Source organism: Streptomyces canus, assembly GCF_030816965.1.
Taxonomy (GTDB): Bacteria; Actinomycetota; Actinomycetes; order Streptomycetales; family Streptomycetaceae; genus Streptomyces; species Streptomyces canus_E.
Genome location: NZ_JAUSYQ010000002.1, coordinates 1,713,023 through 1,735,658 on the forward strand (window position 1 = coordinate 1,713,023; position 22,636 = coordinate 1,735,658).

The following is a 22,636-nucleotide window of genomic DNA, read 5'->3' on the forward strand; positions in this document are numbered from 1 at the left end:
TTCACCGAGGCCAGGCGCGCGCGGTGGGCGCGCCTGGCGGCGCCGTGCCCCGACGCCGTGCGTGCGCATCTCGCGGCACTGACGGAGCGGCCCCTGGGCGGGCGGGCCAGTCGGTCACAGGGCTCTGAGGCCGTTGATCACGTCGCGCAGGATACTCTCGTCCGGGAGCTCGGCGGGCGGCACCGGCCGGTTCACGTGGACCCAGTCCGAGGCCACGAGATCGCCTATGAGGACCCTCACGACCCCGATGGGCAGGTCCAGCTCGGAGGACAGCTCGGCGACCGACTGGGGGGTGTCCCGGCACAGGTCGACGATGTCCACGTGCTCGGGGGACAGCGAGTGGTCCCCTTCGGGATCGTCCGTATGGGATTCGGCCACGACGACCGCGATGAGGTCGAGACGGTGCTGCCCGGCACTCGTCGTGCGGCCGCGTGTCATGGCGTACGGACGGACCACCGGTCCGGCCTCGTCGTCGAACCAGTGGCTTCTTCCCTGACCGTCTGTGCTCATGCCATCTCACTACCCGCCCTGAGGCAGATCGGTGCGCGGGGCGGCACCGAGATGCACACCGACCCGCTTGACCAGGAGCGTCATCTCGTACGCGACGAGGCCCACGTCCGAGTCGGCGTCCGAGAGGACGGCAAGGCAGCTGCCGTCGCCGGCGGCCGTCACGAACAGGAAGGCGTCGTCCAGTTCCACGACCGTCTGCCGGACGTTGCCCGCCTCGAAGTGCCGGCCCACCCCCTTGGCGAGGCTGTGGAACCCGGACGCCACGGCGGCGAGGTGCTCGCTGTCCTCGCGGGTCAGGTCCTTGGACACGCCGGTCGGGAGGCCGTCGCTGGAGAGCACCAGGGCCTTGCGGATGCTCGCGACGCGGTCCACCAGGTCATCGAGGAGCCAGTTCAGCTCGCCGGACTTGTCGGTCGCCTTCGGTGCGGTCATCGACCGTCCCCCTTAGTCGTTCGTTGTGGTGCTGTGCCGCCTGGCGTGTCATCGCCCACGGCGTTCTCCTCACGGCCACGCTGCCAGCCGCGCTGGAGCGAGGCCATTCGGCTGCGTACCTCGTCGGCGTCCCGTTCGGCGGGCTCCGCCTGGTTCTGGGGGCGCCGCTCCGGAGCCTGCTTGAGCTGGGGGGCCAGGTTGGCCTGCCGTACGCGGCGGGGCAGCGGGGCGGTGCCGGAGGCGGCGTCCTGGGACCCGCGTGCGGCGCCGAGGGGCGGCCTGCCCGAGCCGGAGGCGCCGCGGGCGGACTCGCCCCAGCCAGGACGTACGGCGCCGTCCGGGGCGGAGTCGGCCGGGCCGCCCCTGCCGAGGGCGCCCGGAGCGGACGCGACGGGGCCGAGAGCGGGCGCGTCCGGCCTGCCGGTGGCACCGGTGGCGGAGTCGCCCGAGTCCGGGCCCGTACCGCTGGACGCGATTTCGGCACGCCGTGTGCGTCGGGGCAGGACCGGAGCGCCGGACGGCCCGCCGGGTTCACGGTTCGGGGATGCCGAGGAGGTCGGTGATTCCGTCAACTCGTCGGGGCGGTCGGCCACGCCGGTGCCCCGGCGCAGGGCCGCGGCGCGGCGGCGACTCGGCAGCGTGGGAGGTTCGGAGCGCGCCGGCCTCTGCCCCGCCGAGGGGGTCGTCTGCGGCCGGGACGTACCCGGGCCGATCGCCGGTGGCTCGTCCGTCGCCTCGCGTCCCGTCCGCTCGTCGGTGACCGGGCGTCCGTGGGAGGTGACCAGCTTGGGACTGCGGCGGCGGGACAGTGACACCGGGGCGTCCGGGCCGCCGTCGTCGATGTCCGTCCCGTCGGTTCCCGGGGCTTCGTCGTCGACCTGGGCCAGGGAGCGGCGCGGGCGGAACAGTCCACCACGCTCGCTGTCCTCGGAGTCGAGCACACCAGGGAAGTCGTTCAGGGCGTCCAGGTCGACAGGAGCCTCCAGTTCGACCGGGCCGTCCAGGATCGCGGGCGGCCTGCCCGCCAGCTGGGCCGGTACCCGGGTGAGCGAGATGCGCTGGGCATCCTCCAGTTCGGCCTCCTTCGACGGCCGGGGGCGGTCGAGACGGAAGCCGATGCCGTTGGTGTCCGGGACGTCGTCGGTCAGCAGCGCGTCGGGAATGAAGACGACGGCCGTCGTGCCGCCGTACGGCGAAGGCTGCAGCGAGACCCTGACGTTCTGCCGCTGGGCGAGCCGGCTGACCACGAACAGACCCAGCCGGTCGGTGTCGGAGAGCTCGAACTCCGGTGTCTCGGCGAGCCGGAGGTTGGCGTCCAGCAGCGCGTCGGCGGCCATACCGAGTCCGCGGTCGTGGATCTCCAGGGTGAAACCGTTGGCGACGCGCTCGCCCAGGACCTGGACGGCGGTGTGCGGCGGCGAGAACACCGTGGCGTTCTCCAGGAGTTCGGCCACGAGATGCGTGAGGTCCGCGACGGCCGGGCCGGTCACGGCCACCCTGGGCAGCCTGCGGACCTCGATGCGCTCATAGTCCTCGACCTCGGCGACGGCGGCGCGGACGACGTCCATGAGCTGGACGGGTTTGCGCCACTGCCGGGAGGGGGCCGCGCCGGAGAGGATCACCAGGCCCTCGGCATGTCGGCGCATACGGGTGGTCAGGTGGTCGAGGCGGAAGAGGTCGGCGAGTTCGTCGGTGTCCTCGGTGCGGCGCTCCATGGTGTCGAGCAGCGTGAGCTGCTTGTGCAGCAGGACCTGGCTGCGGCGGGCGAGGTTGACGAAGACCTCGGAGACCCCGGCGCGCAACTCTGCCTGCTTGACGGCGGCTTCGACGGCCGCACGCTGGAGGGTGTTGAGGGCCTGGCCGACCTCACCCATCTCGTTCTTGTCGTACTCCAGGCGCGGGACCTCGGTCTCGACGTCCACCTGTTCGCCCACGGAGAGTCGGCGCATCACGCTGGGCAGCCGTACGCCGGAGGCCTCGTGGGCCTCCAGGCGCAGTTGCCTCAGGTCGCGGATGAGGGTGCGGCCGACGCGCACGGACAGCACGAGCGAGAAGAGCAGGGCGACCAGGCCGAGGACGCCGACGACGGCCGCCTTGATGATCACGCCCATCGCATCCGGCCGGACGCGGTCCTGGAGGCGGTCGCCGGCCTGGTCGTCGAGCTTGGCGAGTTCGTCGAGCACACTGCCCGCGGCGGCGTCCCAGCTCTTGGCACTGACGTTGCCGTAGGTGCCGGGATCAGCGCCGGCGACGGACTGCTCTGCGGAGCGCAGCGGGGCGGTGCCGGCGTTCTTCCAGAAACGCTCGTACCGCTCGCGTTCCGACGTCGGCAGCACTCCCAGGTTGATGTCGTACAGCAGGGTCCGCTGGGCGACGAGGTCGGAGACGTCACGGATCTCGTCGCGCGTGAGCTTGCCCACCACGAGGGCGGAGCCGAGCAGGGCGTCCTCGCGGGAGAGCAGTTCGCGGGCCCGGGTGATGTTGACCAGAGACCGTGCCTGCTTGTCCAACTCGACGCTGTCGACGCCGTCGAGGGTGGCGAGCAGGTCGTAGGCGGGGTCGACGAGGCGGTTGTATTGGTAGAAGGCCTGGAGGCGGGTGACCGTGCCCTCCTCGACGCTGCGGCGCAGTGAGTCGATGCCGTCGAACGCGTCCAGGATGGCCGTGAGGCGTTCGTCGTCGTCCTGGTCCAGTCCGTCGCGGACATCGGGATCGCGTGTGTTCTTCCGGAACTTGGCGATGGCGTCGTCGGAGGCGTTCCTCGTGCTGCGCAGCGCGGACAGGGCGTCCGACGCGCGCGGATCAGCCAGATAGACAAGCGTCTGGCGGCGTTCCTGCTGGAGCATGCGCACGGTGTCCTCGATGGGATAACCGAGTTTCTCCGTGACGGTCGACACCTGGAACAGCTGGGCGACCTCACGTCCCGTCAGTACCGTGGCGAAGCCCCACACCGCGATCAGGGACACCAGCGGCACGAGAAGCAGCGCCACGATCTTCCGGCGGATCGACTTCCCGCGAAAGCGCATGGCCTCCCCCAGCTCGACCCCCGCCGGCCGGGGGTACACATGTACGTCAACAAACGGCGCGAGCCTACTACCGACGCACACGTAACTCGAAGTTGCGTCCGGAACCCGAACTTCCGCTCCGCTGTCGCGACATGGGGAGTTGTCCTCCCATTGCGGGAGATTGCCTCCTGCGATCAGGTGCTCCGCGTCCGACCGGAACCGATCGGCCAGAGCGGGTGGTTGGCTGGATTTTTTCGTTTCTTTGACGTCGTGCGGGAATCTTGAAGAGGTCTTGTTCGTCCTTCTCTTCGGGAAATGGCGGTGGATTCGGCCACAGGAGCCGCATCTGCAACTGGGCGGCGTAAAGCAGCGCAAGCCGGGCAGTCACCTTGAAGCCCGGTCCACAGACACCGGGACCAAAGGTCTGCCGGCGGTGGGGAGTGACACGGTGATGGGCACGGCGGAACGGCAGGAGGCGCCGGGAATCGGCGTGAAGACGGGGAGTCCGACGGCGTCACGGCGCCCCGAAGCGCGGGCTCTCGACATACCGGCGGGGTCGGACGCGCCGAGCGGGCGCGGCGCCGCCCGGGAGGAGCCGTACCGGCCATTGTGGGTCGAGGAACCCGCGCGCAGGCGACGGCTGCCGGATCCGGTGCGGAACTCCGCGGTGCGGGCGGTGCTCATCATCGCCGTGACCCTGCTTCAGGCGATGGTGGCCTTCCTGTGCACCCTGGCCGGTTCCTGGCTGGCGTTCCCGATGGTGCTGAGCAGTGTGGCCAGCACCGTGGTGGCCACCTGGGGCGCCCTGGACGTCTGGGTGACCCGCCAGGTGTGGAACCAGCGCCACGGCGTGGTGTCGACCCCGAGCAGCACGGCGCGCGCACTGCGGCGTGAGCGGCGCAAGGCCCGGCGGCAGGCGCGGGTCGCCGAGCGGACGCAGGAGCGGATACGGCGACAGGGTGGCACAGGGCAGCTGTCCCACTCCTGAGCGGCTGAGTCTCCTTACGGAGTGACCGGCGCCGGACGCTTGAACATCCGAGTCGCTGTGATCTCGCTGCGTACCGCCTCGCCCGCCTGAGGCTGCTGAGGCAGGCCCGGGCGGAGATGTTCCTCCACGCTGATGTACTTCAGGCCGGCCCTGAGGTCCGCGTCGTTGCGCAGACGGATGACCAGCGGGAACTCGGCGAGTGCCGTCGTATCGAACAGACCTGTGGTGTACAGGAGTTGGACACCCAGCGCGTCCGACACCGCTCGCTGGAGCTCCAGCAGGTACGTCGCGTTGGCGCGGCCGATCGGGTTGTCCAGGAACAGCGTGCCGGCGTGCCGGTGCTTGTCCCGGCCCCGGTCGTTGGAGCGCAGGGCCGCCATCGTGCAGTACAGCGCGATGGCCGCAGTGAGGAGCTGCCCGCCGGAGAACACATCGCCCATCTGCCCGACGGGCACGCGCTCGGCGCGCAGCACGGCATCCGGTTTGAGGATCTCCACGGCCACGCCCTTGGGCTGCAGCGCTGCCGCGACTCCCCGCAGCAGCAGGGACATTCCGTCCCGCCTCAGGTCGGAGTTCTTCTTCACCGCGGCCCGGGTCGCCTCGTCGATGACGTCACCGAGCCGCTCGGTCAGGGTCGCCTGGTCGGGCTCCTCGAAGCGGATCCGCAGGAACTCCTGACCTGACCACTCGCCGAGCCCCTCGGGCAACCGGGACAGCCGCTGGGCCGACCTGAGCGTGGCCAGGGCGGACTCCACGAGCCCCCGCAGCCGGTCCACGATCGAGTCCCGGTTCCGCTCCAGCTGGGCCAACTCGTCGGTCAGCACCCGGAGTCGGGGCGCGAAGGCGTCCGCCCACTTCTGTGCGTGCTCGGGCAGCGCGGACGCGGGCAGCTCGCGGATCTGCTGCCGTGCGGGGGTGCGGACCTGCTCGTAGCGCGTGGAGTTGGCGTGCCGGACGAGTACGTCGCTTGCCTCGCGCACCGCGGCCTCGGCGGCGGAGAGGTCGGCGGCGCAGCCACGCAGCGACCGGCGGGCCTCGGCCGCGGCCTGACGGGCCTCCTCGGGGCTGCCGGGATACGGCTCCGGTTCCTCCTGCTCGTCCTCCGTGGGGTGCTCGCGCAGCAGGTCGCGGAGCATCGCGGCGATCTCGTCGAAGCCGCCCGCCGCGTCCTCGGCGGCCCGGTGGGAGCCGAGCAGCTCCGCGTGTGCCTCCCGGGCCTGCGCCAACGCCTCCGTGCGGGAGGCGAGTTCGGCGGTGGCCGTGCGCAACAGCGCCTGTGCGTGCTCGGCGTCGCGCGGCTCCAGCTCCGGCGACAGCTCGGTGTGCGCCTCACCGTCCTCGGGGGCGTGCCGCTCGGCCTCGCCGCGCAACCGCCCGAGCTGCTCGCTCGCGGTCGACACACGGGTCTCCAGCAGCTGCACCAGCTCCTCCGCACGGGCAGCCGCGGCCTGCCGGGAGGGCCCGTCGGACCCGTCGGGCGACTGGAGCAACTGCGCCGCGCGCGTGCGGACCTTGTTGCTCAGCCGGTCCAGTTCGGCCAGGGCCGCGCTCTCGTCGCTCTCCGCCCGAGCCTGTTCGGCCCGCAGGTCGGCACCGACACCCACTTTCTCGTACAGCTGGGAGGCGGCCCGATAGGCCTCGCGGAGCGCCGGCAGGGACGCCTTGGAGGCATCCGAGTCACTGTCCGGTACGTCGTCGGGGGCGCCCGCGATCTCGGCGCGCTCGGCGCGCAGCGCACGGGCGGTGCGACGGGCGTCGTCGGCGGCCCGCTGGGCACCGCGCCGGTCCTCGTCGGCGGCGCGGGCCCGCTCCAGACAGGTCTGGGCGCGGGCCTCCGACTCGGTGGCCTCGTCGGCCAGTTCGCGCAGTTTGACCTGCCAGCCGGCCCGTTCGCGCAGTCTGTAGGCCAGTCCGGCGAGGGCGTCGGCGGCGCGCCGGGCCTTCTGTGCGGCCTCCTGCCGCTCGTCGCGCGTCTGCGCGGCCTCGGCGGCGGCTTCGTCGGCCTCGGCCCGCACGGTGCGCGCCTCGGCCAGTTCGGCCTCCGCCTCCTCGGCGAACGCGCGCGTGTCCCGGGCGGCCTGCGCCAGTTCGACGAGGCGGCCGGCCGGACAGCCGGTACGCCAGGAGGCGAGCCGGGCGGACAGTTCACGGTCCTTGGCGAGGCGGGCCGCGAGCGACCGGATCTCCTCGTCCCGCTCGCCTGCCCGCGCGCGCAGCGCCTGGCGCTCCTCGTCGGCGGCATGCTCGTCGTGCATGGCCGGGTTCGGCGGTACGAGGAAGACGGCCCCGCTGTCCGACTCGGGGGCCGGAGTGGGTGCGAGAAGGGCAGCCGCCGTACCCACGGCGACGGCGGACCGGGGAAGCAGTGCCGCGTCGTTCAGGACCTCACGGGCGCGCGCGTGCGTGTCGGGGTCGGTGATGATCACACCGTCGACCAGTTCCGGCCTGGCGGCCAGCACGCGCGCGTGGTCGGCGGGGTCGACGGCCTGGGCGAGATAACGCCAGCCGGGCAGGGCGGGGATGCCGTTCTCACCGAGGAACTCGACCGTGGCCAGCACGTCCGGTCCCGGCGGCAGCAGCCCGCCGTCTCCGAGCGCGCCGAGGATCCGTGCATCGTCGGCGGCGGCCGTACGCAGCTCGAAGAGCTGGCGTTCGGCGGAGGAGACGGAGTCGTCGAGCAGTTCACGCAGTTCGTCGGCGAAACGGTCGAGGTCCTCGGGGTTCAGACCGTCGTCGGCGAAAGCACCTTTGGAGCCGGCGTGCGGGTCGGTGCCATGTCCGGCACGGGCACCCTCGCGCCCGGCCGCGCCGTTGGTCTTGGTGCCCTCGGCCGCCGTCCGTGGGCCGGGCACTCCCCCGAAGGCCCCGGTCAGGCTCAGGATCTCCGCCAGCCGCTCCTCGCGGGCCAGCCCCTCGGCCAGCCGCCGCTCGGCCTCGTAGGACCGCGCGGCCGCGGTGGCCGCGTCCTCCGCGCGGGCGGCCGTGAGTTCCGCGCGGGATTCGGCGGAGGCTGCCTCGCGCGCGTGCTCGGCGGCTCGGTGTGCGGCCTCGCGGGCGGTGTCCCAGGCGGCGACGGCGGTCTTCTCGGCGTCGCTCGCGGCGAGGGCCGCGCGCGCGGGGTCGGCGTCGGGCGCGCTGTCGTCGAGCCAGCCGGCGCGGACCGCCTCGGCGGTCTCCTGCTCGACCTCGCTCAGCCGCTGGCGCAGATGCCCGATCTCACTGCGGGCGCGCTGCGCCTCGGTCGCGGCCGAGGTGGAGTCCCGGTACGCGGACTCGCCGACCTCCTGGAGGGCTGCGGACCGCTCCTCCTCCTCGTTGGCGAGGGCCTCGGCGCTCTCGGCGGCCGCGTGCAGGGCCCGGACGAGATCGACGGCGGCCTTGGCCCGGGCGGCGAGCGCGGGCGCCGCGTCCCGCTCGGCCTCCTGGATGGCGGCGGCCACGCGCGCGATCCGGTCGGCTGCGGCACGGTGGCGCAGGACGGCCTCGGCGGCCTGCCAGGCGGAGTGCAGCGTGCGCGCTTCGGCGAGTTCGCGCTTCTGGGCGGCGGCCGACTTCTCGGCGGCGGCGAGCGCCAGGGAGGCGTGCCGGTAGGCGAGTTCGGCGGAGATCAGCGCACTGCGCTCCCGGCCCGCCTCGGTGTGTGTGACGGCGTAGGCGGCGGCGGTGACCCGCTGAGCGAGGTCGGCGGCCCGCACCCGCTCCTGGACGCCCCGCGCGGACAGCCGTCGGGCCAGTGTCCGCGTACGACGTTCGGCGCCCGCGTGGATGTCACGTGCGCGTGAGCGCGCCTCGGCGGCCTCGACAATCCGGCCCAGCAGGTCCACGGAGCCCGCGGTGAAGTCCCGTTCGGCGATCAGTTCGGCGCGTCGCCCCAGCTTGTTGCCGAATCCGCCGACCAGGTCGGCGAGCCCGTCGGTGTCGCGGGTGTCGGTCACGGCACGCAGCAGCAGGTCGGTGAAGTCGGAGTCCTTCTTCACCGCGAAGAGGCCGGCGGCCTCGCCCTCGTCGGCGTTCATCTCCCTCTGGTAGCGGAAGAGTTCGGGGTCCAGGCCGAGGTCGCCCAGGTGCTCGATCCACCGGTCGTGGATCTCCTCCCAGTGCACCTCCAGATGCGGATACGCCTTGCCCGCCTCGGTGATGGCGTCCCGGAAGCCCTTCATGGTCCGGCGACGGCCCTGTGCGGCCGACTGGCCCTCGGCGGGCGGCCGTACGGCGGTGGACTCGGCGACGGGCAGGTTGTCCAGGCTGAGCCCCGGCCCGGGCCGGAACGAGTACCAGGCCTCGGCGAACTTCCGCGGGTCGTTGGAGACCTGGCGTCCCCGCCACTCGCTCACCTTTCCGACGACGACGCACTCGCCGGTGAGGGTGTGCTGCCACTCCAGGGCCACATGCCCGCAGTCGTCCGCCAGCAGGAACTTCCGCAGCACACCCGAGCTGGCACCGCCGAGCGTGTTCCGGTGGCCCGGCAGCATGACCGAGAAGATCAGCTTGAGCAGCACCGACTTGCCGCCGCCGTTCTCCAGGAAGAGCACTCCGGCCGGAGCCGGCCGGCGCGGGGGCCCGACGGGCTCCTCCTCGAAGAACTCCGCCTGGGTGGGCGCGGGGTCGGGCACTTCCGCGCCGACGCCGCGCAGGTCAAGCACGGTGTCGGCGTAGCGCGCACCGGCAGGACCGATGGAGTAGAGGCGGACCCGGGACAGCTCGTACATGGCGGACTCTCGTAAGTCTTCGGCAGATCAGGGAAGTTCAGGAGTGGAACGGCAGCCCGGCATCGGCCGCCAGCTCCAGGTCGTCGCGGTCCTCGGCGGGCAGCAGGGTCGGCGTGCCATCGGTCACCGGGACGACCCCCAGTTCGAGGAGCTCGGCCATGGCGGCACTTCCGGCCATGTCCCGCACCTGGAGCTGGTAACGAGCCGTGGTCCGGTAGGTACCGCCGTTGTCGTCCCCGGTCCGCTGCAGGAACCCGGAGTCGGTGAGGAAGGCGGCGGCCTTGCCCACGATGCCGGTGGTGGACCCGGCGAGTCGGCGCGCGTCCTTGGTCGCGCCGGCCGCGCTGCGTCTGGCCCAGATCCGCCAGGCCGCCTCGAGGCCCGGCGCGTCCGTGGCCGGGTCGGTGTTCTCGCCGATCTCCTCGGCCCGCTCCTCCAGCCGTCGGCAGGCCTGTCGTACGAAGGCGTCGACGCCGTTGACCGAGACGCGCCCGATGTATCCGTCGTCGGCGAGGTCCTCGGGCCGGGGGAACGCCATGGCGGCCACGGCGAGATGGGCCAGGCCGTGCAGGAACCGGTCGCCGCCGTCGGCGGAGGTACGACGCGCGTAGTCCCCCATGCGGACGGCGAACACGGAGTCCTCGGCGGCGGTCACGGCCATGCCCGCGCGTGGGGACACTTCGAGGACGACCAGTCCGAGTCCGGCGGCGACGGCGTCGGCGAGCCGCGCGAACGGTGGGTCCTCGCGGTAGCGCCGCAGCAGTTCGGCGTACTCCTGGTCCCGCGCGGGCTGCAGTTTGGGCTGCAGCCCGAAGGCGACGAGCCGAGCGGCGTCGGCGGCGTCGGCGGGGGTGACGGCGGCGGGCGCCGACGGGGTCGGGGCCTCCGTGTCACTCCACTCGACATGCTCACTCACGGCTTGGGCTCCTTGTCACGCTCTTGCTCACTCATGCTGCTTCCGTCCGGTCCGCCGCCATCCCCACGGCGTCCAGCAGGGCGGTGCCGACGATGAGGTCGGCGCCACCGAAGTCCGGATCGTCCAGTTCCGTCCCGTCGTCCACCGCGAAGAGCAGCTTCTGCTCGCCCTGGCGGTAGGCGGTGCCGACGGCGGGGCTCGCCGCGTGGATCGCCAACAGGGCGACCAGGTAGGCCAGATCGAAGCCGCCGGTCCGGCGGGCCTCCGCGAGCAGTCCCGAGAGTCGTCGCGGGGCGTCGGCCGGCAGGTCCAGCAGCTCCTTCGCGGACGCCAGTTGCTCCTCGCTGAACCGGCTGTCGTCCGGCGTGGCGATGAGGTCCGGCTCCGGCATCTCCGCGCCCAGGTGCTCCCGCTCCATGGGTGGCGTCAGCAGTATGTCGACGAGATCGCCGACCCGGACCGACACCGGCGTGCGCAGGCCGGTCCCGCGCGCGAAGAACGCGTCGGTGACCCGGGTGGCCTGCTCCAGCGGCAGCGGCAGCACGGGCGCGACGAGATGGCCGTACAGATCGATTCCCGACGTCGTCATCGGCGTGGCGAAGGCCTGCCGGTCCTGTTCGGCGCGGAACAGCGGCCCCGCTTCGAGGAGCCGGGACTGGAGCTGGGTGTGGCGCCGGATGCAGTCCTTGACGATGTCCACGAGTTCGGCGGCCCGCCGCTTCTGCTCGGCGTCCTCGGACTCGTCCCGCGCCTTGCGGATGTTGGTCAGAATCGCGTTCTCGTGGCGGTACCGGTCGGCGACGTGGTCGAGGGCCTCGGCGATCATGTCGGGCACGGAGTTGAGCCAGTCGACGGCCCGGACATTGCGGCGGGTGGCGTCCAGTGCCCTGCGCAGGGTCTCGGAGTACTGCACGGTCCGGTACCGGGCCTGCTCGGCGGCGAGCTGGGCGTCGGCGAGACGGCCGCGGCTGATCAGCACCTCCAGCTTGACCTCGGCGGCGATCTGAGCGCTGGTGACGTCGGTGTCGAGAGCACCGACAAGGACGTTGACCGCTTCGTCCGTGGTCCGGAGGTACACCGAGCCGCCGGGCCCGGGCACTTCCTCGATCAGCTTGAAGTCGTAGTCACGCCGGACATAGGTCCCGTCCGGTGCGAAAGTGCCGTAGACGGCGCGAAAACCGCGGTCGACGCTGCCGACGTTGATCAGGTTCTCCAGGACCCAGCGGGCCACGCGTTCATGCTCGGCCACGGGCCGCTGCGGGGCCTGGGCGGCGATGCGCGGGATGAGGCGGGCGACGATCTGGTCGTGGTCGGCGCCGGTGTCGAAGTCCATGTTCAGGGTGACCAGGTCGATGGCGGAGAGGGCCACCTCCGCCATGCCGTACACCGAGTACTCGCCCGCGAGGTTGGCCTTGCGGGTGTCGAGGTCGTGCAGGGGTGCGGTGCAGGCGAGCGCGCGCAGCCGCCGCGCCAGTCCCTCGTCGGCGGCCGGGCCCGGTGCGGGGCGCGGCCCCGCGCTGAACTGGGGCGGAACGCTGTCCGTCGTCGCAGGCGAAGTCACGGTGCACAGACTAGGTCCTCGGTCTGACAACTCCCCAAACCGCGCGGATCACCTCCGGCGGTTGGACGGGTCACCACCGGTTGTTCGTCGTGTGCCCGCCGGTGGGGCTGGTCGCGCAGTTCCTCGCGCCCCTAAATGCCCTCGCCGACCCTTCGCCTGTACACCTCGACCACTCGCTCCAACGAGTCCTTGAGGTACACGGCGAGCAGCCGCTCGGCCTCTTCGCGGTCGCCCGCCTGAAGCGCCCCGAGGATCTGCTGGTTGCGGGCCAGGTACGGCTCGTGGAGGGCCTTGGGGTCGTCCGCGACATGGAAGGCGAGCCGCAGTTCGGCGAAGACGCTGCGCATCAGTTCGTCGGTGCGGTCGCTGCCCGCCAGGGCGACCAGTTCCCGGTGGAAGTGGATATTGGCCGTGCCCAGCGTTTTCCAGTCACCTTCGCGTACCGCCCGCTGCCCCTCCACGACAGCCTCGGCAAGCGCGTCCAGGGCGTACGGAGGCTCGCCCAGCCCCCGGACGACGGCGCACTCCACGAGGGCGCGGGTCCGGTAGATGTCCTCCACGTCCTCGACCGCCAGGACCCGGACGAACACGCCTCGGTTCAACTCGTGGACGAGCAGGCGCTCATGGGTGAGCAGGCGGAACGCCTCGCGCAATGTGTTGCGGGACACACCCAGCGCCCCTCCGATGCTGTCCTCCGACAGTCGGGTCCCTGGCGGGAAATAGCCCTCGGCGATGCGACTTCTGAGGATGTCCGAGACCCGCTCGGCCGTGCTCGTGCGGCCCAGGAGGGCACGGTCGTCGGCCAGTCCGCTCAGCTGCTCTGCCATGCCCGGAATTCAACCGCAGACACGAGAACGAAACAACACGGGTATTGAAGGATCGTTGAACGATCCTCTACGTTGCTCTCACCGCACGGCTCAGCTCCGCATCCTCCGTCCTCCCTCCTGCGAGGTGCCCATGAGCACGACCCCGCCCCCACAGGCCCTGACCGATCACCCCACAGCGACCGAACGCCCTGCCGAAGACGGGGCATTGGGCTGGTTCCGCGCTCTCGGTCCGCGCGGCCGCCGCGCCTTCGCCGGCGCGTTCGGCGGCTACGCCCTCGACTCCTACGACTACTTCACGCTCCCGCTGAGCATGGTCGCGCTGGCCGCCTACTTCGGCCTGGACAGTGGCCAGACCGGTCTCTTCACCACCGTCACCCTGCTGGCCTCCGGCATCGGCGGAGCCCTGGCCGGGGTGCTGGCCGACCGGGCCGGCCGGGTCCGGGCGCTGATGATCACAGTGGTCACGTACGCGATCTTCACCGTGGCCTGCGGCTTCGCGCCCAACTTCGAGTCACTGCTGGTCTTCCGCGCCCTCCAGGGCCTCGGGTTCGGCGGCGAATGGGCGGTGGGCGCGATCCTGGTCGCCGAATACGCGAGCGCCAAGCACCGCGGCCGCACCCTGGGCGCGATCCAGAGCTCCTGGGCCGTGGGCTGGGCACTGGCCGCGATCGTGTACACGCTGGTCTTCTCGGTCTTCGACGCCGACACGGCCTGGCGCGTGATGTTCTGGACCGGCGCGCTGCCCGCGCTGCTGGTCGTCTGGATGCGGCGCCAGGTCCAGGACGCCCCCGAGGCGATCGCGGTGCGCGAGAAGAGTGCCGGGAAGGGCTCGTTCGCAGCGATCTTCAAGCCGGACCTGCTGCGTACGACGATCTTCGCGGGCCTGCTGTCCACCGGAGTCCAGGGCGGCTACTACACGCTCGCCACCTGGGTACCGACGTACCTCAAGAGCGACCGCGGACTGTCGGTCGTCGGCACCGGCGGCTATCTGACGTTCCTGATCTCCGGCGCCTTCCTCGGCTATCTGACCGGCGGCTACCTCACCGACCGCCTGGGCCGGCGGCGCAACATCTGGCTCTTCGCCCTGCTGTCGGCCGTCTGCATCGTGGCGTACGGCAACATCCCCAGCGGAGCCGACACCTGGCTCCTGGTCCTCGGGTTCCCCCTCGGGTTCTGCATGTCGGCGATCTTCAGCGGCTTCGGGTCCTATCTGAGCGAGCTGTACCCGACGGCGGTGCGCGGTTCGGGACAGGGCTTCACGTACAACGCGGGCCGCGCGATCGGTGCGGTCTTCCCCACCACCGTCGGCTTCCTCGCCGACAGCTGGGGCGTGGGCGGGGCGCTGGTGTTCGGCGCCATCGGCTACGGCATCGCCGCGCTGGCCCTGCTCGGGCTGCCGGAGACCCGTGGGAAGGAACTCGCGTGAACCGTACGGAAGACCGCCCCCTGACCCTTGTGGACGAGCACGCGCACGCGTGGAGCCCGGCCCAGGCGCGTACCCGCTTCCGCGCGGGCCTGACAGGCCCCACCGCCGGAGTCGCGGCCGGCCACACCCAGGTCAACCTGATCTCGGTGCCCGCCGACTGGGCGTACGACATGCTGCTGTTCTGCCAGCGCAACCCCAAGCCCTGCCCGGTCCTCGACGTCACGGACGCCGGTGACTGGACCACCGTCCTCGCGGAGGGCGCCGATCTGCGCACCGATCTCCCGCGCTACCGGGTGTGGGAGAACGGCGAGTTGGTGGACGAACCGACGGACGTGCGCGCGCACTGGCGCGACGACCTCGTTTCGTTCCTGATCGGGTGCAGTTTCACCTTCGAGTGGGCACTTTCCGAGGCGGGCGTCCCGATCCGGCACATTGAGCAGGGCCGGAACGTTCCCATGTACGTGACCAGTCGACAGTGCCGTCCCGCGGGGCGGCTGCACGGCCCCATGGTGGTGTCGATGCGTCCGGTGCCGCCGCAGCACCTGGCGGCCGCGCTGAGGGAGAGCAGTCTGCTCCCGGCGGTGCACGGAAGCCCCGTGCACTGCGGCGATCCCTCGGCGCTCGGCATCGACGACCTCGACCGCCCCGACTTCGGCGATCCGGTGGACGCCGAACCCGAAGACATCCCGGTGTTCTGGGCCTGCGGAGTGACCCCTCAGGCCGCGGTGATGGCCTCGCGCCCGCCGTTCGCCCTCACCCACGCACCCGGCCAGATGTTCCTGACGGACGCCCGCGACGAGCAGTACCGAGTGGTCTGAGAAGGAGACGCGAAGCTTCCATGACGACGATCGATCTCAACGCCGACCTCGGCGAGGGCTTCGGCCGCTGGCGGCTGACCGACGACGAGCAATTGCTGTCCGTCGTCACCAGCGCCAACGTGGCCTGCGGGTTCCACGCCGGGGACGCGTCCACCATGCGGCGGGTGTGCGAGCTGGCGGCCGCGCGGGGAGTCCGGATCGGCGCCCAGGTCTCCTATCGGGACCTGGCGGGATTCGGGCGGCGCGCGATGGACGTGCCGTCCGCCGAACTGACGGCCGAGGTGGCCTACCAGATCGGCGCCCTGGAGGTCTTCGCCCGGGCGGCGGGCACGCGCGTGTCGTACGTCAAGCCGCACGGCGCGCTCTACAACCGGGTCGTCCACGACGAGGAGCAGGCCGCCGCGGTCGTCGACGGCGTGCTCCTCGCGGACGCCACGCTGCCCGTGCTCGGCCTGCCCGGCTCACGCCTCCTGGAGGCAGCCGGCAAGGCGGGCCTGGAGGGCGTCATGGAGGCCTTCGCGGACCGCGCGTACACCGAGGAGGGCACGCTGGTCCCACGCGGCCAGGAGGGCGCGGTGATCACCGATCCGGAGGCGGTCGTGACCCGCTCGGTCGGCCTGGCCCGGGACCGCGTGGTCACCACCCGCTCCGGCGGCCGCATCGAGGTCGAAGCACGTTCCCTGTGCCTGCACGGGGACACGCCGGGCGCGGTGGAGCTGGCCCGCAGGGTCCGGCAGCGGCTGGAGACGTCGGGCGTCCTGGTGGAGGCCTTCGTATGAGGGCACTGCCGGTCGGAGACGCCGCCCTGCTCATCGAGGTGTCCTCGGGCGACGAGGCCCGGACGCTGCACGCGGAGCTGGTGCGACGCCGCGCGGAGGGCTCGCTGTCCGTCCGCGAGATCGTCCCCGCGGCCCGCACGGTCCTCCTCGACGGCCTCGCCGACCCGGCCCGCCTGGCCGCCGAACTCACCGCCTCCGAGATACCGCCCGCTCGCCCACGCGCGCGTGCGGTCATCGAACTCCCCGTGCGCTACGACGGCCCCGACCTGGCCGACGTGGCCGCGCAGTGGGGTGTCTCCCCCGAGGAGGTGGCCCGAATCCATGCCGGCACCGAATTCACCGTCGCCTTCTGCGGATTCGCCCCCGGCTTCGGCTACCTCACCGGCCTGCCCGCCCGCTACGACGTCCCACGCCGGGCCACCCCTCGTACGGCCGTCCCGGCGGGCTCGGTGGCGCTCGCCGGCCCGTACACCGGTGTCTACCCGCGTTCGTCACCGGGCGGCTGGCAGCTCATCGGGACCACGGACGCCGTGCTGTGGGACCACGCGCGCGTGCCGGCCGCGCTGCTGTCGCCGGGTACCCGGGTGCGCTTCGTGGGTGCGGCATGACGGACCGCGCCCTCTCCGTCGTCCGGTCCGGAGCGCTGACCACGGTCCAGGACCTGGGCCGCCCGGGCCACGCCCACCTCGGCGTGCCCCGCTCGGGCGCCCTCGACGGCCCCGCCGCGGCGCTCGCCAACCGTCTGGTCGGCAACCGCCCCGAGGCAGCCGTCCTGGAGACCACCCTCAACGGCTGTGCGGTACGCCCCCGTTCGACGGTCGACGTGGCCGTCACGGGCGCCCCCTGCCAGGTATCGGTGGACGGCCGCCCGGCAGCCTGGAGCGCACCCGTACGCGTGCCGGCCGGAGCACTGCTGACCGTCGGCACGGCCGTCTCGGGACTGCGCAGCTATGTGGCCGTCTCCGGTGGAATCACCGTGGAGCCCGTCCTGGGCAGCCGCTCCACGGACCTCCTGTCGGGCCTGGGGCCGGCACCCCTCACGGACGGCGCGGTACTGCCCCTGGGCACCCCGAACTCCCTCCACACACGCGTGGACACGGCGCCGCAGCCGGCACCCCCCGCAGAACTGGTCCTGCGCGTCACGCTGGGCCCACGGGACGACTGGTTCACCCCGGAAGCGGTACGGGCCTTCACCTCCCGCACATTCCAGGTGTCCTCGGCGAGCAACCGCATCGGCCTGCGCACGGAGGGGCCCGCCCTGGAGCGGAGACTCACAGGCGAACTCCCCAGCGAGGGCATGGTCCTGGGCGCCGTCCAGGTCCCCCCCGACGGCAGACCGGTGGTCTTCCTGGCCGACCACCCGACCACGGGCGGCTACCCGGTGATCGGAGTGGTCCGCGAGACAGACCTCCCGGCGGCAGCCCAGGCGGTACCGGGGACTCCGGTGCGCTTCCTGGAGATACGTAGGCGCTGGATGAACTGACCCGCAGGGGCGCGGCGAGCTGCGCGGCCGGCGGCGACCCCGAACGAGGCGCGCATCTCGGGAGTCGGCGGCCAGGGACCACACCGCGTCCCGTACGGCGGGGTCGCGCGGAGGGACGAGGAATCCGGTGCGCCCGTGGGCGACGAGGCCCAGCGGACCGCCGGCGGCGGGCTCGACGACGGGCACACCGCTCGCCATGGACTCCTGCACGGTCTGGCAGAAGGTCTCGAAGGGGCCGGTGTGCGAAGACGTCGAAAGAGGCGAAGACCTTGGCCAGTTCGTCGCTCACGCGACGGCCCAGGAAGACCGCGCCGGGCAGGGCCTGCTCCAGGTTCGGTCGGCTCGGCCCGTCGCCGACCACGACGACCTTGACGCCCTCCAGACGGCACGCGTCGGCCAGGTGCTCGGCGATCGCCGCGGCTGCGCGCCTGCTGGGGAGGGCGACGCGGACCTGGGGGTAGCCCGGGAGGGGGAGGGAGGGGCCACGGACGACGGGGCACGGCGCCAGGGCGTCCACGCCGTGCCCGGGGCCGGATGCGGTGGCCGGCGCGACGACGGGCGGAAGGTGGCCGCGATCTACGAGGTGCCGGGCGGTCTGGAGCGCGCAGGGGGCCACGCCGTTCACATCAGGGGGAAAGGATTCGGTCACTATGACAACACGCATACGGGTGTTCTCGCCGCACTGGACGTGGCCGCGTCAACGTGGATCTTTGCGAGCGATGAGCGTCCCGTGAGTGTTCCGCTGTACACCCGAGCAGGTCAGGCCGTGTCCATGCCGACCTGACCCGCGAGTCACCCCGAGTTCACCGGGCGGGTGTGACAGGGCCCCGAGCTGCACACCCGAGGGTGGTTTCACATGGCCGCGGTGTCCGGTCCGATACGGCTGCGGACGGCCGTCTGGACCTCGGCCTCCTCGGCCGGATCGGCGGCCAGCCGGCGCAGTCGCTCGACGACCCGGGCGTCTCCGGTCTCGGCGTGCCGGGCGGCGATCTCGCGGGTGGTCTCCTCGCAGTCCCAGAGGCATTCGACGGCGAAGCCGGTGGCGAAGGAGGGGTCGGTGGCGGCGAGCGCGCGGGCGGCGCGGCCACGGAGATGGGAGGAGGCCGTCTCCCGGTAGATGTGGCGCAGCACGGGCGCGGCGCAGGCGATGCCGAGGCGTCCGGTGCCGTCGACGAGGGTCCACAGGGTGGGTGCGTCGGGGCCCTCGCCCCGTACAGCCTCCCGCAGGGCCGCGAGCACCAGGTCCCGGTCCTGGGCGCCACCCAGGCAGGCGAGCATGCGTCCGGCGGAGGCGCCCAGCGGATCGGGCCGTCGGGCCCAGCCACGCGCGCGGTCGACGGCGGCGATACTGCGCATGCGTTCGAACGAGTCGAGGGCGGCCTCCACGACGACCGGTGAGCCGGTGACAACGGCCAGCTCGATCAGATCGAAGGCGTCGGGATCGTTGCTGTCGGCGAGATGGCGCAGAGCGGTGGACCGGGCCCCGTCGGTGCCGTCCTTGGCTGCCGCGAGAATCTCGGGCCGGTCCTCGGGGCCCGCGACGGCGGACAGACAACGGGCAGCAGGCACATACAACGCGGCGCCCCGCTCGATCCCCTGCTGGGCCCACTCGAAGACGGCCTGAACACTCCACCCGGGGCGGGGCCCGGCGGGTCTCATCTGGCGTTGCCAGCGGTCGAAACAGCCGGCCTCCTGAGCGGCACGCACACGCGTGGAGACGGATTCGCGGGGATCGTCGGCCCACAGCCGCCACGGCCTCGGTTCGAAGGCGTCGCGGACGACTGCGGCCAGCTCGGCCTCGCCCTCGGGATCGGTGGCGAAGCGCGCGAGCACGGGCGCGGCGAGGGCACGCAGACCGGCGTCGTCGTCCCGCAGTGCCAGTTCGTCCAGTGCCCAGGCCCAGTTGGAGCCCGAGGCGGCGTACCTGCGCAGCAGTTCGAGCGCGTCGCGCCTGCCGTAGGAGGCGAGGTGGCCGAGGACGGCCAGGGCGAGACCCGTGCGCGACTCCTCGGTGTCGAAGACGTCGTCCACCTCGAAGAGATGCGCCTCGATCTCGTCCAGCTCGCCATTGAGATCGAGGAAAAGGCGGGCGTAGTACAGCGAGCGGTTCTCCACCTGCCAGTCGTGGCGGGGATCGCGCAGCACGCAGTGATTCAGGGCCGCGAGCGCCTCGGCGCGCGGGGCGGTGAGTGCGTGCAGTGTGCCGTCGCCGCGGCCCCGCTGGAGCAGGCCGAGCAGCGTACCGCTGGGCGCTATGACCGGATCGAACATGGGAAACAGCCTCACATCAAGCGTCGACGCAACCGGGGACGTGCATTACCTGGCCGCGTGACAACACGTCGGGGCGCCCGCCGTTTCCTGCTTGCTGTAAGCCATCTTCCTCTGCCTCTCGTCGGTGGCCCATGCGGACCCGCATCACGGTCCGCGCGGTGCGGCATCACCTGCCCTGCCATCACGTCCGTGAACCACGACGTCATGATGACTCGGCACTTCCGTCTGCCGCGACCGAAATTTCGGCGGCCCTGTACCGCCTCCCCCGTTATCAGTGTTTTCGCTGGTCAGAACATACGTGTCAGTGTGCGCCGAACAATTCGAGCAGTTCCGCCCTGCCGAACATCCGGGCCGTGTCGAGGGCCGAGGGGGTGCCCTCGGCCGGATCGGCGCCACCCTCCAACAGGGCCTTGATGACGTCCGCGGAGCCCTTGAAGACAGCCCCGGCGAGGGGCGTCTGCCCCCGGTCGTTGACGCCGCCGGCCGCCGCCCCGCGGGCGACGAGCGCACGCACCGCGTCAGCGTGACCGTGATAGGCGGCGAGCATCACGAGTGAGTCCCCGCGGTCGTTGGTGAGGCCTGCGGGAACACCCGCGTCGACGTACGCCACGAGCGCCTCGGTCTGTCCCTGTCGGGCCAGATCGAAGATCTTGGTCGCCAGCTCCACGACCTCGGGGTCGGGGGCTTCAGTCATCGGCCGATCCGCCTCTCATACAACCGTTCAGGTGAATCGCAAGGGTACTGGCTCCCGCGGCACATGACCCGAAGTGCCGGACGTAAGAACACCACGACGCTGCCAACCAAGTGAAATCACAAGAAATTCATCCATTTGCACCTTTTGTCGTATGGATACATGCTGTGATCCTGGAAGTACTCATGGTGACTGTCCCCACGAACCAGGAGCACCAAATGATCCTCTCCATCTCGGGCGTCGTACTGCTCGGCATCGTCGTCTTCATCTTCTTCCGCAAGGACGGGCTCAAGGCCTCGCACGCCCTGATCTCGGTGCTGTTCGGCTTCTATCTGGCCAGCACCGCCATCGCCCCGAGCATCAAGGCCGGCGGCGAGAGCCTGGCGAGCCTCCTCGGCGGCATCAAGTTCTGACGCCGCCCCTCCCGTCCGTACGCACCTCCAGGAGACAGCAGTGGCCCGCCGCCCCCTCCCCCGCATCCTGAGCACAGGCAGCGCGCAGATCGCCCGGAGCCGGGAGCTGGCCCGGACGGCGGCGGACAGCGCCACCGACGTCCTCCACCCGCTGATCACGATGACACGCGGTCTGCGCCGGCTGGCCTCGGCCGGGCGGCGCACGTGGACCGAGGCCCCCAAGGACAAGCGCGGGCCGCTGCTGTTCCTGGTGGCCTCGGTGGTCCTGGTCGTGGCGCTCGTTCCGTACGGTCCGCTGCTCGCCGTCATCAGCCTGATGGCGGCGGCGGCCTGGCAGGGCCGGGACCGCAAGCCGCCGGAGCCGGAAGGACCCGACGAGTCGCAGACACAGCGCCTCCAGTCTCTGTACGAAGCGCTCGTCCCGTACTTCTCGGTGGCCGAGGACCCGGCCCCGCTGTACGCGCACGGCGGCGAGTGGGAGAAGGCCTTCCCCGCGTACGACTTCGACGGCACCGGTCGCATCACCCACCTGCTGATCCGCTACCCGGCGTACTTCGCCGACGGCGAGGCCGAGGCCCGGGCCCGCGTCGAGCAGCTGCTGCACACGAAGTCGGGCCGCGGCCGCGAGTACCACTTCGCCTGGGACGAGGAGGGCAACCAGCTCACGGTCACCGTCCTCGCCCCGCTGCCCACCGACATCGCCGCCCAGCGTTTCGTCACCGCCCCGGGCGAGACGGTCCTCGGCTTCACCGACCCCACCCAGGTCCAGCGCACCCTGCCGCTCGGCTACGGCGACGGACAGCGCGACATCCCGCCGGTCGTCTGGCGCACCGGCATCCGCTCCACCGAACCGCACCTGCTGGTCATGGGCCAGCCGGGCAGCGGCACCTCGACCCTGCTGCGCTCGATCGCGCTCCAGGCCCTTCAGTACGGCGATGTCGTCATCGTCGAGGGCGGCGGCACCGGCGAGTACGCGTGCCTGACCGGGCGGGACGGGGTCCTCGCGGTCGAGTCCGGACTGGCGGGAGCACTGGCGAGCCTGGAGTGGGCGGCGACCGAGACGGAACGCCGTCTCATCGCGACCAACCGGGCCCGTCAGGCCGGCCGGCCCTCGCCGGACGACACCAAGCGTCCGCTGTGGATCCTCCTCGACCGCCCGAGCGCCTTCACCCACCTGGCCGCCGCGGACGGCCGCAAGGATCCGCAGTCCCTGCTCCAGGTCCCCCTTCGGCACGGTCGTGCGGCGAATGTCACGGTGGTGGTGGCCGAGCAGTTCGACAGCGCGGAGGCGTTGAGCGATCCCGTACGGCAGCACACGCGCGCGCGTGTCGTGCTGGGCCCGGCGACGCCGGACCAGCTGGAGGCGTTCCTGGGGGCGCCCCCGCACACGACCCCGACGGCGCAGTTCCCGCCCGGCCGCGGGTACGCCCGTCTGGGGACGGGGCCGGTCCATCGTCTCCAGGTGCCGACGACTCCGGACCCGTACGACGACGCGACGAGCGAGGCGGACCGGCAGGCGGTGCTGGCGCTGTTGCCGGCGCGGACGACTCCGGCCGACGCGGAGACGGTCCCCTCGGAAGCGGAGCCGGTCCCCTCGGAAGCCGAACGGGAGTCGGTCCCCTCGGGAGTGGAGCCGAAGGCGGTTCCCTCGGGAGCGGAGCCGAAGGCGGTTCCCTCGGGAGCGGAGCCGAAGGCGTTGGCCGCGGAAGCGCCGTGACCAGCAGCTGATCGCGCAGTTTCCCGCGCCCCTGGGCAGGTGCAGTTGCCGTCAGTCGCACAGCGCCGAGGCCGCGACCACCCCGACCAG

Annotated in this window: 17 protein-coding genes and 1 pseudogene; 8 read left to right on the forward strand and 10 right to left on the reverse strand. The window is 72.0% G+C overall.

Annotated elements, in window-relative coordinates; all coding sequences use genetic code 11:
* Positions 1-114 precede the first annotated feature (114 nt).
* The 3 genes from QF027_RS08880 to QF027_RS08890 are packed head-to-tail and all read right to left on the reverse strand — an operon-like array spanning position 115 to position 3,968.
* Entirely contained in the window at positions 115-510 is a 396-nt protein-coding gene (locus tag QF027_RS08880) for a DUF742 domain-containing protein (RefSeq protein WP_266567445.1), read from the reverse strand.
* A 9-nt stretch (positions 511-519) separates the two neighbouring features.
* Entirely contained in the window at positions 520-942 is a 423-nt protein-coding gene (locus QF027_RS08885) for a roadblock/LC7 domain-containing protein (RefSeq protein WP_057614086.1), read from the reverse strand.
* A complete protein-coding gene (locus QF027_RS08890; RefSeq protein ID WP_307073838.1) occupies positions 939-3,968 on the reverse strand; it encodes a nitrate- and nitrite sensing domain-containing protein in 3,030 nt (1,009 codons plus the stop codon). The genes QF027_RS08885 and QF027_RS08890 overlap by 4 nt, the downstream gene beginning before the upstream one ends.
* A gap of 430 nt (positions 3,969-4,398) precedes the next feature.
* On the opposite strand from QF027_RS08890, the gene QF027_RS08895 reads away from it, so the two are divergent.
* Positions 4,399-4,935 (forward strand): hypothetical protein, encoded by a 537-nt coding sequence (locus tag QF027_RS08895; protein WP_306986767.1) that lies wholly within the window; start codon positions 4,399-4,401, stop codon positions 4,933-4,935.
* Between the two features lie 14 nt (positions 4,936-4,949).
* Here the strand turns inward: QF027_RS08895 and QF027_RS08900 are convergent, their stop codons facing one another.
* The 4 genes from QF027_RS08900 to QF027_RS08915 all read right to left on the reverse strand — a co-directional run bounded on the left by QF027_RS08900 (position 4,950) and on the right by QF027_RS08915 (position 12,948).
* Positions 4,950-9,644, reverse strand: a complete 4,695-nt coding sequence (locus tag QF027_RS08900; RefSeq protein WP_307073840.1) for a hypothetical protein — start codon at positions 9,642-9,644, stop codon at positions 4,950-4,952.
* A 37-nt stretch (positions 9,645-9,681) separates the two neighbouring features.
* Entirely contained in the window at positions 9,682-10,560 is an 879-nt protein-coding gene (locus QF027_RS08905; RefSeq protein WP_306984416.1) for a hypothetical protein, read from the reverse strand.
* Between the two features lie 31 nt (positions 10,561-10,591).
* Positions 10,592-12,121, reverse strand: a complete 1,530-nt coding sequence (locus QF027_RS08910) for a hypothetical protein (protein ID WP_306984414.1) — start codon at positions 12,119-12,121, stop codon at positions 10,592-10,594.
* A gap of 131 nt (positions 12,122-12,252) precedes the next feature.
* A complete protein-coding gene (locus QF027_RS08915; protein ID WP_307073842.1) occupies positions 12,253-12,948 on the reverse strand; it encodes a GntR family transcriptional regulator in 696 nt (231 codons plus the stop codon).
* 130 nt (positions 12,949-13,078) lie between these two features.
* On the opposite strand from QF027_RS08915, the gene QF027_RS08920 reads away from it, so the two are divergent.
* Genes QF027_RS08920 through QF027_RS08940 form a run of 5 tightly spaced genes read left to right on the forward strand, consistent with a single transcriptional unit; the run spans position 13,079 to position 17,454 of the window.
* Positions 13,079-14,374 (forward strand): MFS transporter, encoded by a 1,296-nt coding sequence (locus QF027_RS08920; protein ID WP_307073844.1) that lies wholly within the window; start codon positions 13,079-13,081, stop codon positions 14,372-14,374.
* Positions 14,371-15,192, forward strand: a complete 822-nt coding sequence (locus tag QF027_RS08925; RefSeq protein ID WP_307073845.1) for a putative hydro-lyase — start codon at positions 14,371-14,373, stop codon at positions 15,190-15,192. The genes QF027_RS08920 and QF027_RS08925 overlap by 4 nt, the downstream gene beginning before the upstream one ends.
* A 20-nt stretch (positions 15,193-15,212) precedes the next feature.
* On the forward strand, positions 15,213-15,971 hold the full coding sequence (locus QF027_RS08930; protein WP_307073848.1) for a LamB/YcsF family protein: 759 nt from the start codon (positions 15,213-15,215) through the stop codon (positions 15,969-15,971).
* Positions 15,968-16,579: a 5-oxoprolinase subunit PxpB gene (pxpB, locus tag QF027_RS08935; protein WP_307073849.1), complete on the forward strand. Its 612-nt coding sequence runs from the start codon at positions 15,968-15,970 to the stop codon at positions 16,577-16,579. Before QF027_RS08930 ends, pxpB begins: the two co-directional genes overlap by 4 nt.
* Positions 16,576-17,454, forward strand: a complete 879-nt coding sequence (locus QF027_RS08940) for a 5-oxoprolinase subunit C family protein (protein ID WP_307073852.1) — start codon at positions 16,576-16,578, stop codon at positions 17,452-17,454. The genes pxpB and QF027_RS08940 overlap by 4 nt, the downstream gene beginning before the upstream one ends.
* Here the strand turns inward: QF027_RS08940 and QF027_RS08945 are convergent.
* From QF027_RS08945 to QF027_RS08955, 3 genes and pseudogenes are all read right to left on the reverse strand, one after another.
* Positions 17,346-18,118 (reverse strand): annotated as a pseudogene (locus QF027_RS08945) (glycosyltransferase). The gene QF027_RS08940 and the pseudogene QF027_RS08945 sit on opposite strands and share 109 nt — an antisense overlap.
* A 188-nt stretch (positions 18,119-18,306) precedes the next feature.
* Positions 18,307-19,725 (reverse strand): HEAT repeat domain-containing protein, encoded by a 1,419-nt coding sequence (locus QF027_RS08950; protein ID WP_307073854.1) that lies wholly within the window; start codon positions 19,723-19,725, stop codon positions 18,307-18,309.
* A 301-nt stretch (positions 19,726-20,026) separates the two neighbouring features.
* On the reverse strand, positions 20,027-20,419 hold the full coding sequence (locus tag QF027_RS08955; protein WP_306984400.1) for an ankyrin repeat domain-containing protein: 393 nt from the start codon (positions 20,417-20,419) through the stop codon (positions 20,027-20,029).
* A 215-nt stretch (positions 20,420-20,634) separates the two neighbouring features.
* Here QF027_RS08955 and QF027_RS08960 point away from each other — a divergent pair, with 215 nt between their 5' ends.
* Together QF027_RS08960 and QF027_RS08965 are read left to right on the forward strand one after the other, a co-directional pair.
* Positions 20,635-20,829 (forward strand): hypothetical protein, encoded by a 195-nt coding sequence (locus QF027_RS08960; RefSeq protein WP_067025805.1) that lies wholly within the window; start codon positions 20,635-20,637, stop codon positions 20,827-20,829.
* Positions 20,830-20,869: 40 nt separating this feature from the next.
* Positions 20,870-22,546 carry an ATP-binding cassette domain-containing protein gene (locus QF027_RS08965; protein WP_307073856.1) on the forward strand — a complete coding sequence of 559 codons (1,677 nt, stop codon included), beginning with the start codon at positions 20,870-20,872 and terminating at the stop codon, positions 22,544-22,546.
* The last annotated feature ends 90 nt before the right edge of the window (positions 22,547-22,636 follow it).

What these genes read in the sequence shown, in the direction of transcription:
- QF027_RS08880 (WP_266567445.1), bottom strand. Translation starts at nt 510, where the DNA reads ATGAGCACAGACGGTCAGGGAAGAAGCCACTGGTTCGACGACGAGGCC.
- QF027_RS08885 (WP_057614086.1), bottom strand. Translation starts at nt 942, where the DNA reads ATGACCGCACCGAAGGCGACCGACAAGTCCGGCGAGCTGAACTGGCTC.
- QF027_RS08890 (WP_307073838.1), bottom strand. Translation starts at nt 3,968, where the DNA reads ATGCGCTTTCGCGGGAAGTCGATCCGCCGGAAGATCGTGGCGCTGCTT.
- QF027_RS08895 (WP_306986767.1), top strand. Translation starts at nt 4,399, where the DNA reads ATGGGCACGGCGGAACGGCAGGAGGCGCCGGGAATCGGCGTGAAGACG.
- QF027_RS08900 (WP_307073840.1), bottom strand. Translation starts at nt 9,644, where the DNA reads ATGTACGAGCTGTCCCGGGTCCGCCTCTACTCCATCGGTCCTGCCGGT.
- QF027_RS08915 (WP_307073842.1), bottom strand. Translation starts at nt 12,948, where the DNA reads ATGGCAGAGCAGCTGAGCGGACTGGCCGACGACCGTGCCCTCCTGGGC.
- QF027_RS08920 (WP_307073844.1), top strand. Translation starts at nt 13,079, where the DNA reads ATGAGCACGACCCCGCCCCCACAGGCCCTGACCGATCACCCCACAGCG.
- QF027_RS08930 (WP_307073848.1), top strand. Translation starts at nt 15,213, where the DNA reads ATGACGACGATCGATCTCAACGCCGACCTCGGCGAGGGCTTCGGCCGC.
- pxpB (WP_307073849.1), top strand. Translation starts at nt 15,968, where the DNA reads ATGAGGGCACTGCCGGTCGGAGACGCCGCCCTGCTCATCGAGGTGTCC.
- QF027_RS08940 (WP_307073852.1), top strand. Translation starts at nt 16,576, where the DNA reads ATGACGGACCGCGCCCTCTCCGTCGTCCGGTCCGGAGCGCTGACCACG.
- QF027_RS08950 (WP_307073854.1), bottom strand. Translation starts at nt 19,725, where the DNA reads ATGTTCGATCCGGTCATAGCGCCCAGCGGTACGCTGCTCGGCCTGCTC.
- QF027_RS08955 (WP_306984400.1), bottom strand. Translation starts at nt 20,419, where the DNA reads ATGACTGAAGCCCCCGACCCCGAGGTCGTGGAGCTGGCGACCAAGATC.
- QF027_RS08960 (WP_067025805.1), top strand. Translation starts at nt 20,635, where the DNA reads ATGATCCTCTCCATCTCGGGCGTCGTACTGCTCGGCATCGTCGTCTTC.